We start from the raw sequence: 13,887 nt of genomic DNA on the forward strand, positions 1-13,887 counted from the left end.
CTGATTATTATCCACGCCATTAATACTCCATTCACGCTCGCTTTCTTCCTACATTTTTTATACTTAAAATTGTTTAAAAATTCACACACTTTTGCAAATACCTACTAAGCTGAAATTACGGGGGAACAGTTTTTTCCAGAGGTACGCATGGGTATTTTCGAACATTTCCAACAACGTTACGAAGAACGTAAACAAGAAGAATTTACGATCCAGGAATTTTTAGATATCTGCAAGGATGATCCGATGGCGTATGCCAATGCAGCTGAGCGTTTGCTTAAAGCCATAGGCGAGCCTGAGATGATAGATACATCAAACGATCCTGCGCTCAGTCGTCTGTTTTCTAACAGGGTGATTGCACGCTATCCTGCTTTCCACGAATTTTATGGCATGGAGGAAGCCATTGAGCAAATCGTCTCTTACTTACGTCACGCAGCACAAGGTTTAGAAGAAAAGAAACAGATATTGTATTTACTTGGTCCGGTCGGTGGCGGCAAATCATCGCTTGCTGAACGCCTGAAAGAGTTAATGCAAAAAGTACCAATTTACATGCTTAAGGGATCGCCCGTAAACGACCATCCATTTTGCTTATTTGATGTGAACGAAGATGGTGCACTGCTTGAAAAAGAGTTTGGCATTCCGAAGCGCTATCTTAAAACGATTATGTCGCCGTGGGTACGAAAACGGTTACACGAGCTGAATGGCGATATCAGCCAGTTCAAGGTGGTTCGTGTATACCCGTCAGTTTTGGATCAGGTGGGTATCGCTAAAACAGAACCAGGCGATGAAAATAACCAGGACATCTCATCTTTAGTCGGTAAGGTGGATATTCGAAGGCTGGAACAATACGCTCAAAACGACCCCGACGCGTACAGTTACTCCGGCTCTTTGTGTAAATCCAATCAGGGTTTAATGGAATTCGTCGAAATGTTCAAAGCACCGATCAAGGTGCTGCATCCTCTTTTAACAGCAACCCAGGAGGGCAATTACAATCCCACCGAAGGCTTTTCGGCCCTGCCCTTTGACGGCTTGATACTGGCCCATTCGAACGAATCTGAATGGAAAACCTTTCGCAACAACAAAAATAACGAAGCATTTTTAGATCGGGTTTATATTGTTAAGGTGCCCTATTGTTTACGTGTAAGCGAAGAAATTCGCATCTATCGAAAATTAATTGATAGTAGTGAATTAGCAGGCGCCCCTTGCGCCCCTGACACGCTTCAGTGTTTAGCACAATTTACAGTGCTTTCAAGGCTGAAAGAACCTGATAATTCCAGCGTATATTCAAAAATGCGTGTTTACGATGGTGAAAGCCTCAAAGATACCGACCCCAAAGCCAAGTCATATCAGGAATATCGAGATTATGCGGGTGTCGATGAGGGTATGGAAGGCTTGTCCACACGCTTTGCGTTTAAAATTCTATCGCGCGTATTTAACTTTGATCATCAGGAAGTGGCCGCTAACCCGGTGCACTTGTTTTATGTACTGGAAAGGCAGATTGAACGGGAACAATTCCCTCAAGATACGTCGGAGCGGTATAAGGAGTTTCTTAAAGGCTACCTCATTCCACGTTATGTAGAGTTTATTGGTAAAGAGATACAGACCGCTTATTTGGAATCCTACTCAGAGTACGGACAAAACCTCTTTGACCGGTACGTGACCTACGCTGACTTTTGGATCCAGGACCAGGAGTATCGCGATCCTGAAACAGGCCAGTTATTTGATCGCGCCTCCCTTAATGCGGAACTGGAGAAAACCGAAAAACCCGCAGGGATCAGTAATCCAAAAGATTTTCGAAATGAGATTGTTAATTTTGTATTGCGTGCCAGAGCGAATAACGCCGGTAAGAATCCTGCCTGGACCAGCTATGAAAAGCTACGTACGGTTATCGAGAAAAAAATGTTCTCGAATACAGAAGATTTATTACCGGTCATTTCATTCAATACTAAAGGTTCAACTGAGGATAAGAAAAAACACGACGACTTCGTTAATCGGATGATGGAGAAAGGATATACCCAAAAACAAGTCAGGCTACTCTGCGAATGGTATCTGCGGGTGCGTAAAGCCTCGTAGGGTGATTGTGATAAACCTGTGTGTTAACGAGTGATTTGTATCATTCGATTAGTGCACAGGTGCGGTAAACCAATTTGGTAAGTAGAGGCGTATGGCGCATTTCATCGACAGAAGGTTAAATAGTAAAGGGAAGAGTACGGTAAATCGACAACGGTTTCTCCGACGCTACAAACAGCAAATCAAACGCGCAGTCTCAGAGGCGGTGGGAAATCGCTCGGTAACTGATCTGGAAACGGGTGAGAAAATCAGTATCCCCGCGAAAGATATCAGCGAACCGGTTTTTCATACCGGTAAAGGAGGCAAGCGCTCTATCGTACACCCTGGCAATGATCAATTTACTACTGGCGACAGAATCAACCGCCCTCCTACTGGCAGCGGTAAAGGTGGTGGAAATGGCGACGCCAGTAACTCAGGTGAAGGAGAAGATGAGTTTGTTTTTTCCATCTCAAAAGATGAATACCTCGAGCTACTGTTTGATGATCTGGCACTGCCCAACCTCAAACGCACACATTTTGACAAAGTGATTCAGTACGAGACTTATCGTGCAGGTTACCAAACTGATGGTGTGCCGAGTAATTTAGACATTGTGCGTTCACTCAAGGGGTCCGTAGCCAGAAGAATCGCGTTGTCAGGCAGTGACCGGGCGAAATTGCGCGAACTGGAAGAAAAGCTTCAGGCACTCAAAGATGACAAACATGAAAATACTTTGGCCATCATTGAGCTGGAAGAAAAAATTAAACAGCTCAAAGCAAAAATAGCGCGCATCCCTTTTATTGATACTTTTGATTTGCGCTTTAAAAATTATGACCGTCGCCCTGTTCCCACCAGCAAAGCGGTTATGTTCTGTCTGATGGATGTCTCAGGCTCAATGGATCAAGCAACGAAGGATATCGCCAAACGATTTTACATCTTGCTATACCTGTTTTTAACCCGCACCTACGAAAATGTAGAAGTAGTTTATATCCGACATCACACTCAGGCCAAAGAAGTGGATGAAGAAGAGTTTTTCTATTCTCAGGAGACGGGAGGCACGATTGTCTCAAGTGCGCTGAAGTTAATGGACGATATTATTAAAGAACGTTATCAGGACACCGACTGGAATATTTATGCCGCTCAAGCATCTGATGGCGACAATTGGGCAGATGACTCGCCGCATTGCACACAACTGTTACTGAACAGTTTGTTACCCGTGACCCGTTACTTCGCGTACATTGAAATCACCGATCGCCAGCATCAGAGTCTGTGGCGAGAATACGAAAAAGTAGCCACCGTGGCAGAGAATTTTGTATGTCGTCACATTAGAGAAACCAGTGACATATTCCCGGTATTTCGTGAACTCTTTAAAAAGCGCACGGAACAACCCGCTGCATTTGGAGGTTTTTAGTATGCCTCGTAGAAAAAAAACATCAAAATTACTCCCCGATGGGCCAGATTGGACCTTCGACTTAATTACACGCTATGAAGCTGAGATAAATCGTGTTGCCAAAAATTTCAAACTCGATACCTATCCAAACCAAATTGAGGTGATTACGGCTGAACAAATGATGGATGCCTACGCTAGCATTGGTATGCCCATTAATTACGCGCATTGGTCGTACGGTAAAAAGTTTATTCAGACTGAGCAAAATTATCGGCGCGGTTTCATGGGTTTGGCCTATGAGATCGTGATCAACTCAGACCCGTGTATCGCTTACCTGATGGAAGAAAATACCATCACAATGCAAGCGCTGGTCATGGCACACGCGTGTTACGGACATAATTCGTTCTTTAAAGGGAACTATCTCTTTGAAACCTGGACCGACGCCAGTTCGATTGTTGATTATCTGGTTTTTGCAAAAAATTACATTGCCAAATGCGAAGAGAAATATGGCTACGAAGAAGTAGAAAACACCCTGGATTCATGTCATGCCTTGATGAATTATGGCGTGGACCGATACAAACGGCCGCAGAAACTGTCGTTAGAGGAAGAAAAAAGCAGACAGAAAGAACGAGCTCGCTACTTACAGACCCAGGTTAACGAATTATGGCGCACGTTGCCCAGAGCAAAGGCGAATAAAGATCCTGAAAAACTGCGATTCCCTGCAGAGCCACAGGAAAATTTACTTTATTTTATCGAAAAAAACGCTCCGCTACTGGAAAGCTGGCAGCGCGAGCTGGTTCGTATTGTGCGCAAAATTTCTCAGTATTTCTATCCACAAAAGCAAACTCAGGTCATGAACGAAGGCTGGGCTTGTTTTTGGCACTATCATATTCTGAATCAGCTATACGATGAAGGTCTGGTAACCGAGCGATTTATGATGGAGTTTTTACATAGTCACACCAGCGTGGTTAAACAACCTGAGTATAATTCGCCGTATTATTCGGGTATCAATCCTTATGCGCTTGGCTTCAATATGTTTATGGATATTAAACGCATGTGCCAGAACCCCACTAAAGAGGATAAATATTATTTACCTGATGTCGCCGGCAAAGACTGGTTAGAGACGGTTCACTTCGCAATGAAAAACTTCAAGGATGAAAGTTTCATCAGCCAGTTCTTATCACCTAAGCTTATCCGTGATTTCAAGCTGTTCGCCGTTGATGATGATGCAGAAAAGCCCTACGTTAGTGTCAGCGCTATACATGATGAAATGGGTTATCGGGCCATCAAAGAAAAACTCTCAGCTCAGTACAACTTAAGTAATCTTGAACCTAATATTCAGGTCTACAGTGTGGATGTCAGAGGCGACCGTTCACTAACGCTCAGGTATATTCCCCAACGCAATATTCCATTGGCAGAGTCAAAAGATGAGGTAATGCGGCATCTTCATCGCTTGTGGAAATTCGACGTGAAATTAGAACAGGAGAACGATGACGGTGAAATAGAAGTGATCGCTGAATGTCTGCGGCCACCACCTGCTGCTTAAAAACGCCTGCTTAGTTTGATTTACTCGTTACACACCACGGCAAGATAACTGTCGTTCTTGCCTAAATGCAAGCGTGTACCACCAGCCGGGCAATATTTGGAAATATCCAGCCAAGGTAGCCAGCGATCTGACTCATCACCTTCTGTTATCAACTGATCGCCAACCTTGCCTCGCTCCTCACCATCACCGTTAGTGGGAGCTAGTGACCAGAATAAGATTGTGGAGTTTTCAACTACTAATGCCCTGGCATCTTGTGTCCATGCCATGTATTGATTATTGCCGGGCATGGTTGATAGCACGGTGGATTGTGCTGTCTCTTTATCGTATGCCATCAACGTCCAGGGTTGCGATTCTGGTGCCGGATTTTTGGTGTAACTGAACATTGCAGTGCCTGGAACGGGCCACAAGCTGGCGCCTATGAACTCATCAACAATTTGCTGATGCCCTGACAAAGTGAAACTCTGCAGTGTGTGGGGTTCACCCAGGATGAACGCCATCAAGGTATCTTTCGATGTCCACACATGATAGCCCACCGGCTCTGCATCAATTAGCTTGCCAGCGTAGGCGCTATCCGCTGCGTAAGCCCAAAGCCACTGTTTGCCCTGTTCGTCCACTTTTATAACAGAAAACCCATCGCTCATCGGCAAGGGTGTGGGGGAATATTCGGAGGCTTCACTCTGGGTTAAATTGGTGTGCTGTCGTTGCTGCACGTTATATTTAAACACGTCCATTTGTGTTGCTTCTCCCGAGACCAACTCTTGAGTGAAATAGAGTGAATCACCATCAGCTAAAAAGTGGGGTTGATTGGAATATTCTTTGTTGTCAGTAATCTTCGTGGCGTACTGAATTACAGGCATCTTGTCTTCATAACTAAGGGTAAACAACCATATATTGCTGCTAGTGGGTTGCCCCACAGCAAACATACTCTGAGAGAGTAGCCCTATGATGATTAACACATTTTTCATTTGTTTCACTTCCTGTTCGCGTTTAAACCCAAGCTACTCTGCTTTTACTTTGAATGCCATTTTTTGTATGAAAAAATGGCAAATACCAAGGCACTGAGTAATGCCATCACCGCTGAAAAAGTGAATGCCTCATAAGCATTCAAGCCTTGCTGCCAGATTTGTCCGGAAACGTAGTTACCGGAGGCGCCGCCCAGACCAAAGGCAATACCTATATAAATTGCTTGCCCACGGCTGTGGAAATGGGCAGGCAAATGGTGATGAATAAAATGGACTGAGGCTGCGTGAGTCAATCCAAAACTAAATGCATGAAGCAGTTGGCTACCAATGACCACGATGTCACTACTTCCCCATCCACCCAGAGCGTACCAGCGGAGCGCGGTTAACACACCGCAAACAGCAAGTAGGCTGCCAACACTGTAGCGATTAAGTAATTTTTGCGCGTAGATAAAGATGACCACTTCAGCGACAACGCCCAAGGCGATTAGCAATCCAGTTTGTTGACCGCTATAACCTAAGTCTCTTAAATACAGTGTGAAAAAGCCGTAATAGGTACCAAAGCTGACTTGCAGTAATGTAGCTGAAATAATGAAAATAACAAACGCGGGATGTTTTACTACTTTAAAGAAATCCCCTCGCTGCTCTTCTGACGCATTGAGCTTGTCCGGTTGGGATAAAAACAAGGTGCTAATCATAAGTGCAGTCAGCGTGATCATGCTGGCGTAAATGGGCACATCGGTAGTAAAAAAGTCCAATGCCTGGCCCACCGAAACGGTCAGTAATATAAAGCCGATACTGCCCCATAACCGGATGGTACCGTAGTTACTACCAGCGGATTTAACGCTCTGCATGGTAATAACCTCAAGTTGAGGTAATACTGCCGTCCAGAACATCATCATCATGCCAAACGAGAGCGCCAACCCCCAAAACGTGTTTTGCCAGAAAATGGTTGCAAACGAAATGACAGTTAATACGCAGCCAAGTTGTAAAACACCGAGGGTTTTTCCAGACTTGTCGGCAATAGTCGCCCAGAGAGAAGGGCCAACTATTCGCGCGAGGGTGATGATGGCGAACAATTCACCTATTTGTTCAGACGAATAGCCTCTACCGTCCAGAAAAATGCCTAAATAGGGTACTAAAACCCCTAATTGGCCAAAATACAGCAAGTAAGTGAGACATAGCAGCGCGAGATTAGTCGAAGACGCCCGCGTCTCACAATGGTTTGAGTGACTCAAATTGACGCTATCTTAAGATTTTGATTTATCACAGATATCAGGGGTAATGCTGGTTACCTGCGCATTTTGTGCGCGATGTCTCAGACAATGATCCATTAATACCAATGCCAGCATGGCTTCCGCAATTGGCACCGCGCGAATGCCTACACACGGGTCGTGACGGCCTTTGGTTACAATATCAATTTCTTCGCCCTGAAGATTAATTGTTTTACCCGGTACAGAGATACTGGAAGTAGGCTTAAGTGCGATGTTCACGACCACATCCTGCCCGCTGGAAATTCCTCCTAATACACCACCAGAATGGTTTGAGGTGAAACCTTCGGGCGTCAGAGAGTCGCGATGTTCACTGCCCCGCTGTTCTACAACGTCGAAACCATCACCAATTTCAACCCCTTTAACCGCGTTGATCCCCATCATCGCCAGAGCAATGTCTGCATCTAAGCGGTCAAATACAGGCTCACCCCATCCCGGCTTTACACCTGTTGCAATTACCGTGACCTTCGCACCGATAGAGTCGCCAGACTTTTTAAGGTCTCGCATGTATGCATCAAGTTCTTCAAGTTTAGACGGATCAGGACAGAAAAACGGATTCGACTCTTTAATTGAAGGTTGTATGTTGTCAATCTTAATCGGCCCTAGCTGGGAAAGATATGCTGATACTTCAATCCCAAAATGCAGCTTCAAAAACTTTTTCGCTATCGCCCCCGCTGCCACTCGAATTGCGGTTTCGCGTGCTGAAGACCGCCCGCCACCCCGGTAATCCCTTGCACCATATTTTTGCTGATAGGTGTAATCGGCATGGCCGGGCCTAAAACGGTCGGCTATTGTAGAGTAATCCTGGCTGCGTTGATCAGTGTTTTTAATTAACAAACCGATACTGGTGCCGGTGGTTTTTCCTTCAAACACCCCCGACAAAATCTGTACCTCGTCACTTTCTCGTCGCGCCGTAGTGTAGCGTGATGTTCCCGGCTTTCTTCGATCCAGGTCTGGTTGTAAATCGGCTTCGCTAAGCGGTAAACCTGGCGGACATCCATCAACGACACCACCAATTGCGATGCCATGACTTTCACCAAATGTGGTTAGCGTGAATAGTTTTCCGAAGCTGTTTCCTGCCATTAACCTATCTTTCCTGTTGCTGCCAGTAAGTAATTAACGATTCTTTCGAGATTGCGAATATACCATGCCCACCGTTTTCAAAGGTCAGCCATTCAACATTTAATCCTGGAAATCGTTGCGCCATGTGCACTTCGCTGTTGCCTACCTCAATAAACATCCATCCATGGTCTGCCAAATAGTTGGGCGCCTGCTTTAACATGGTCTCGACTAAATCGAGGCCATCATCCCCTGCTGCCAGAGCCAGTTCAGGCTCATGCTGAAATTCATCCGGTAAATCAGCCATATCCTCTGCATCCACATAGGGCGGATTCGATACAATCAAATCGTAGCGCTGCCCCTGAAGATTTGAAAAAAGATCAGACTGAATTGGGTAAACACGGTCAGAGACCTGATGCTCCTGAATGTTGATATCTGCCACCTCAAGCGCTTCCTGACTGATATCAACTGCATCTACATGTGCCTCCTCAAAGGTATAAGCCAGTGCAATAGCAATACAGCCACCACCGGTGCACATATCTAATATGGTGGTCGGCGAATCTTGCAAAAACGGGCTGAAATGGCTGTCGATCAATTCAGCAAAAGGTGAACGGGGAATAAGCACGCGCTCATCCACATAAAAAGGCATGCCACAAAACCAGGCCTCGTTAGTGATATAGGGTAACGGCATTCTGGTTTGCACACGCTTTAACACCAACTCGGCGATTTTTTCTTTTTCACTACGAGTTAACGCGGCATTCACGATCGTGTGTTGAGTCTGCGCCAGCATGGAGTAAGGCAGATGCAGAGCCTGTAACACCAAACAGGTCGCTTCATCCCAAGCATTGTCTGTACCATGGCCAAAATAAAGCTGCGCATCATTAAAGCGGCTACTGGCCCACCTGATCATGTCCATCATGCTATTCAGGTCATTAATGGCTTCTTCTAAATAAAATTTATCGGTCATAGCGACTTAGGTACATGGATAATTGCAAAGCTGATATCATACCCAAAGATAAACGCTTCGCCCATGCTTAATTCATCTATGAAAGAACTTCGACAACTAAAAAAGCAGCTAGCCGCTGAACGCCAGAAAGCTGAATCAGTCAGCAAAGATGTCGAACAAGAGAATGACGTGTCTTTTAAGGAAATGGTAAAGGGAGTCAAGCCCCTGGTACAGGATAAAATCCCTCCCTCCCGGAAAGTCAAAAAAAAGCCGGTAGCCAGCAGACTTCACAATCAATCTGCGGATTTTTCAGACAACAATCAGCGACAAATTGCCGCCACGTTCAGCTTCTCAGATGTGTATCAGGCACAATTGCCCGATGAAGGACCTATGCGTTATTGCAGAGCTGACGTGCCTACTCACGTATTAAAGCAACTCAGACGCGGCGATTTTTCACCTGAAATGGTGTTGGATTTGCACGGATTAACCAGAGAAGCGGCAAAACAGGAGTTGGCAGCCCTAATTTATACTGCCCGAAAAGAGCTGATTGATTGTGTCAGTGTAATGCATGGTAAAGGCTATGGCATCCTAAAAAGCGCGCTGCCTCACTACCTTGTCCAGCACCCGCAGGTCAAAGCATTTCATCAGGCAACCAAAGAGTATGGCGGGCAAGCTGCGATACTGGTGTTAATTGATATAGATTCCCCCAAGCGCTAATTTCCCTGACATTTTTTTCAACAAGCATTACAGTAGTTGTGAATGAAAGCAAAGGGAAAAGGCACAATGACTATGCAAGACACCCATGACGTAATCAATCAACCCTCAGCGCTGGCAAATTTCAACGTGTACACCGCTGATACGGTATTGCAGTATTGGGTAAATCAGTATGGCGGCAGCTGGGGAGACGCCCACCTATCTGCTTTTGGTCAGCGTATCGGTCATGAACTATTACAGGCTGGATTTCAAGCCAACAAGCACCATCCTGAATTTCACTCCCATGACCGATTCGGACACCGTATTGACGAAGTCAGTTACCACCCAGCTTACCATCAGCTTATGGAGCATGCCGTCCGAGAGGGCCATTGCAGTTTGCCCTGGACGGAACCGCAACCGGGCGCACACGTGGTACGTGGAGCCATGGCGTTCATGCATACCCAAGCTGATCCCGGATCAGGTTGCCCACTCACGATGACGTTTGCCAGTGTACCCGCTATTGCGGTTCAGCCCGACATTGCTGAGCACTGGTTACCCAAAATATTTGCCCGGCATTATGACGGGAGCAATATACCCTGGTTTAATAAGCAGGGGGTGACAATTGGCATGGCGATGACAGAAAAACAGGGGGGCTCAGATGTGCGGACTAATACCACTTCCGCCACGCCGGTAAATGAGCCAGGCGGAGGTCAGCGCTATCAGTTAGTCGGACACAAGTGGTTTTGCTCCGCTCCAATGTGTGACGCATTTCTGGTGCTGGCGCAAACTGACAATGGACTCTGTTGTTTTCTGGTACCCCGTTGGCGTGAAGATGGCCGCAAGAATTCTATACATATTCAGAGGCTTAAAGATAAAGTTGGTAATTTATCTAATGCCAGTTCAGAAATTGAATTTCGACATGCTGAGGGTTGGTTGCTTGGTGAAGAAGGCCGGGGTATCACCACTATTATTCAGATGGTCGCATTGACACGTTACGATTGTATGCTCGGTTCAAGTGCATTGATGGCACAAGCTGCAAAGGAAGCAATCTGGCACACGGGCGGACGTAAGGTATTTGGTAAGTTTTTGCATGAGCAGCCACTGATGTTGAATGTGCTGGCCGATCTGGCGCTTGAAGCGGAAGCCGCCATGGCGATTTCATTGCGCATTGCGCATGCACTGGACAACGTTGATGAACCTGAACAAGCTGCCTTAATTCGATGCGCCACTGCAATTGGAAAATACTGGATCTGTAAACGCGCGATTCAACACACCTATGAAGCCATGGAGTGCATTGGCGGCGTGGGGTATGTAAACGAAAATATCACCGCCAGACTGTATCGAGAGGCCCCTGTCAACGCGATTTGGGAAGGTTCCGGTAATGTACAGTGCCTTGACTTTATGCGGGTAGTGGAGCGCGAGCCCGATGCGCTTAACGCCTTAATGAACGAACTTGACCGCGCCAGAGGACATCACTCACTTTATGACGAACAACTTGTCAGCATAAAAGATGCGCTCTCTGATACCACTTCTTTAGCGCTGAAGGCTCGTCGCCTAATGGAGTCAATTGCGTTGCTTTGGCAAGCCGCCACACTGATTAGCGACGGTGAGCGTTTTATTGCTGAAGCTTTTGTAAAGTCACGATTAGCAGATAACGCGTATCATCAATATGGGACTCTAGATAGTGATATTGATATGACCAGGATTATACAACGCGCTATGCCGCAACTATGATCTACAAGTTGAACAAATTTTACGGTGAATTTATTAGAGGGTCGTAATTATAATTTTGCTTTTTAGAGGCAGCTGCAGAAGCTGCCTTATTTTCAATTAGCAGTTCTCTACTGTGGATACTGTAGACAGAAGTCGCCAATTTGGTAACCATAACAGGTTTCCGCTTTTGGTTGCGCAAGTGCAGCTGATGATGCAGAAAGTGCGAATAACAAAATGGTCGTTCTTTTAATAAACTTTTTCATAATTAATCCTTATTATTAATAAGCGCTCTAAACCTGAACGCAACCTCAAGCTATCATTTTCAAAAAAAATACACAACATATACTACATATCATTTTTTTATTTATAAATGATAACTGCAAAAATTTTCTTCTGAAAATTACTTTGTGGCGATATCTCAGGCTAAACCCGCCTATTTCTTTTTTTAACCAGCCATAAAGCAGATATGTAAAAATCTAAATTCATAATCGCCCTGAATTTAGGTTTGATCATGGTTCAACCATTCAAATACTTACCAATCGAAAGGTTTAATGCGCCCATATTTTAACTTTTATCCTAAAGCATCACCGCCAAGGTTAAATAAACTCGCTATAAGACTGGTTGATTTTTAACCTCTCTGTTATTTTTAGAGAGTGTTAAGTTTATTCTCTGAAATAACTGTAGTTAACGCATCATGCAGAAGTAAAACGCAATGTGCAAAAATTTACTCAATAGATGAGGGAATGAAAGATGAAACGCCAAGCAATTATGGTTATTGCTGCCAGCTTACTGATCCCATTTAGCCATGCCAAAGAGTCAGCCGAGGAATCCTGCAAAAGTGCAGCTGAGCTTTATGCTGAGGGTGATCTTGATAATGCCCTGGAAGATGCCCGCTGGTGTGTGACCTTAATGGAGCAACAACAACAGGCGCAAACCAATACCTTTTTTAAAGACGAGATCGGTGGCTATAGGGGCAGTGAACTCGAACAGCAAAATGCGATGGGAATGAATGTTGTCACTCGCCAGTACCGTAAAGGCGATAAAAGTATCAATGTCACACTGAATTCAGGCGGCGGTGGGACCGCTATGCAAGCCTTTTCCGCTCTTGCGCAATTTGGTATGCAAGCAGGGGCCGGGCAGAAAGTTCGCATCCAAAAGCGCACCGCCATGACGAGTATGGAAAATAACAACGCCAGTGTCAGCGTAAATTTGCGCAGTGGCGGAATGCTGATGTTCGAATCCTCTTCGGCATCTATGGATGAGGTGTTAGCCTTCGCCAGAGAGTTTCCGATTGCGGAAATGGACGATTCGCAAGGATAGGTGTTGAAACACCATGACTAATTCGCGTTGAATTTAGTGTTACCAATGCGAGTTAATATCCTGTGTTTAATTGTCAATTTACTAACCCCTGCGAGCACAAAGCGACTAATTAAACTGGCCGGTGTTGCGTGTTTTCCCCTGGTGTGATGAACAACAATTTAGACAAGGTATTCGTCGTCGCGGTGTGCCAGCTATCCCGTGGGACTACGGCAAATGTGCCGGCGTAATCCAATTGGACAGTTTGTTGGCAGCTATCCCGTTCTATTATCAGCGTTACTGAGCCGGACAGTAAAACAACAATCTCGTCGCCGTGGGGGTGTTTCTCCCAATTAGACCAATCTTTATCAAACTCAAAAGTTGAAATCAGTTTATGCCCGACGAACCCGTCGTAATCCGTGGCTAGGCGCTCGTAAACACGGTCGTCTGCTACCTCTATGCGAGCTTGCTGATCAGGCGTTATTACAATAAAGTTTTTAAGCAATGATAAGACACTGGTGGATCCTTCACTTTTATTATCGGTCATTGCGGTCATCCTGCCTTGCTTTGATTGAAGATCGGATATACCACCGGAATGAGTTCAACGAATTTAGACCAATATGCTCGCGTATCTCATTTCTTAACTGTTTCAATAGCTCATTAAAATCACCAGGCTTCTGGGTGGTCAGGTTAGTAATGATTTCGCCCACTAAGGTGATTTGAGCTTCATTGCCGAATAGTTGAATGTCGTTGAATGCATCTTGCAAATCGTGGATATCGCGAGGATATTCTCCTCTATCGCACAGGTTAGCAATTTTAATATAGGCATCACGTAAATGCTTAACCCTGTACTCCCGCTTTTTTTGCTCTATTTCTCGCCGTGTTGATAACCAGTGTGCGGCTACCCAGCCTGCAACGGCAATGGTCACTGAAACGATCAAAGCGATAATATCTTTTATTTCCATGATGGTATT

13 protein-coding genes are annotated in these 13,887 nt (G+C 45.3%); 6 read left to right on the forward strand and 7 right to left on the reverse strand.

Annotated elements, in window-relative coordinates; genetic code table 11:
* The first annotated feature begins 147 nt into the window (after positions 1-147).
* From HCJ96_RS05815 to HCJ96_RS05825, 3 genes are all read left to right on the forward strand, one after another.
* A complete protein-coding gene (locus HCJ96_RS05815; protein WP_169210097.1) occupies positions 148-2,070 on the forward strand; it encodes a PrkA family serine protein kinase in 1,923 nt (640 codons plus the stop codon).
* Between the two features lie 91 nt (positions 2,071-2,161).
* Positions 2,162-3,454 carry a YeaH/YhbH family protein gene (locus tag HCJ96_RS05820; protein WP_169210098.1) on the forward strand — a complete coding sequence of 431 codons (1,293 nt, stop codon included), beginning with the start codon at positions 2,162-2,164 and terminating at the stop codon, positions 3,452-3,454.
* A 1-nt stretch (position 3,455) separates the two neighbouring features.
* Complete coding sequence (locus HCJ96_RS05825; protein ID WP_169210099.1) at positions 3,456-4,976, forward strand: SpoVR family protein; 1,521 nt, start codon at positions 3,456-3,458, stop codon at positions 4,974-4,976.
* 20 nt (positions 4,977-4,996) lie between these two features.
* Here HCJ96_RS05825 and HCJ96_RS05830 read toward each other — a convergent pair whose 3' ends face one another.
* Genes HCJ96_RS05830 through prmB form a run of 4 tightly spaced genes read right to left on the reverse strand, consistent with a single transcriptional unit; the run spans position 4,997 to position 9,232 of the window.
* On the reverse strand, positions 4,997-5,941 hold the full coding sequence (locus HCJ96_RS05830; protein WP_169210100.1) for a TolB-like translocation protein: 945 nt from the start codon (positions 5,939-5,941) through the stop codon (positions 4,997-4,999).
* Between the two features lie 44 nt (positions 5,942-5,985).
* Complete coding sequence (locus tag HCJ96_RS05835; RefSeq protein WP_246261179.1) at positions 5,986-7,173, reverse strand: MFS transporter; 1,188 nt, start codon at positions 7,171-7,173, stop codon at positions 5,986-5,988.
* A gap of 12 nt (positions 7,174-7,185) precedes the next feature.
* A complete protein-coding gene (aroC, locus tag HCJ96_RS05840; RefSeq protein ID WP_169210101.1) occupies positions 7,186-8,289 on the reverse strand; it encodes a chorismate synthase in 1,104 nt (367 codons plus the stop codon).
* 4 nt (positions 8,290-8,293) lie between these two features.
* Positions 8,294-9,232 carry a 50S ribosomal protein L3 N(5)-glutamine methyltransferase gene (gene prmB, locus HCJ96_RS05845; RefSeq protein ID WP_169210102.1) on the reverse strand — a complete coding sequence of 313 codons (939 nt, stop codon included), beginning with the start codon at positions 9,230-9,232 and terminating at the stop codon, positions 8,294-8,296.
* A gap of 63 nt (positions 9,233-9,295) precedes the next feature.
* Between prmB and smrB the strand changes: the two genes are divergently transcribed.
* Positions 9,296-9,928 (forward strand): endonuclease SmrB, encoded by a 633-nt coding sequence (smrB, locus tag HCJ96_RS05850; protein ID WP_169210103.1) that lies wholly within the window; start codon positions 9,296-9,298, stop codon positions 9,926-9,928.
* A gap of 42 nt (positions 9,929-9,970) precedes the next feature.
* Positions 9,971-11,638, forward strand: coding sequence for an acyl-CoA dehydrogenase family protein (locus HCJ96_RS05855; protein ID WP_169210104.1), 1,668 nt, complete (start codon positions 9,971-9,973; stop codon positions 11,636-11,638).
* A 107-nt stretch (positions 11,639-11,745) separates the two neighbouring features.
* Here HCJ96_RS05855 and HCJ96_RS16440 read toward each other — a convergent pair whose 3' ends face one another.
* Complete coding sequence (locus tag HCJ96_RS16440) at positions 11,746-11,880, reverse strand: hypothetical protein (RefSeq protein WP_281358550.1); 135 nt, start codon at positions 11,878-11,880, stop codon at positions 11,746-11,748.
* A gap of 487 nt (positions 11,881-12,367) precedes the next feature.
* On the opposite strand from HCJ96_RS16440, the gene HCJ96_RS05860 reads away from it, so the two are divergent.
* Positions 12,368-12,937, forward strand: coding sequence for a hypothetical protein (locus tag HCJ96_RS05860; RefSeq protein ID WP_169210105.1), 570 nt, complete (start codon positions 12,368-12,370; stop codon positions 12,935-12,937).
* Positions 12,938-13,046: 109 nt separating this feature from the next.
* Here the strand turns inward: HCJ96_RS05860 and HCJ96_RS05865 are convergent, their stop codons facing one another.
* Entirely contained in the window at positions 13,047-13,460 is a 414-nt protein-coding gene (locus HCJ96_RS05865; protein WP_169210106.1) for a cupin domain-containing protein, read from the reverse strand.
* On the reverse strand, positions 13,450-13,878 hold the full coding sequence (locus tag HCJ96_RS05870) for a hypothetical protein (protein ID WP_169210107.1): 429 nt from the start codon (positions 13,876-13,878) through the stop codon (positions 13,450-13,452). The genes HCJ96_RS05865 and HCJ96_RS05870 overlap by 11 nt, the downstream gene beginning before the upstream one ends.
* Positions 13,879-13,887 lie beyond the last annotated feature (9 nt).

It is taken from the genome of Alteromonas ponticola, assembly GCF_012911815.1.
Taxonomy (GTDB): domain Bacteria; phylum Pseudomonadota; class Gammaproteobacteria; order Enterobacterales; family Alteromonadaceae; genus Alteromonas; species Alteromonas ponticola.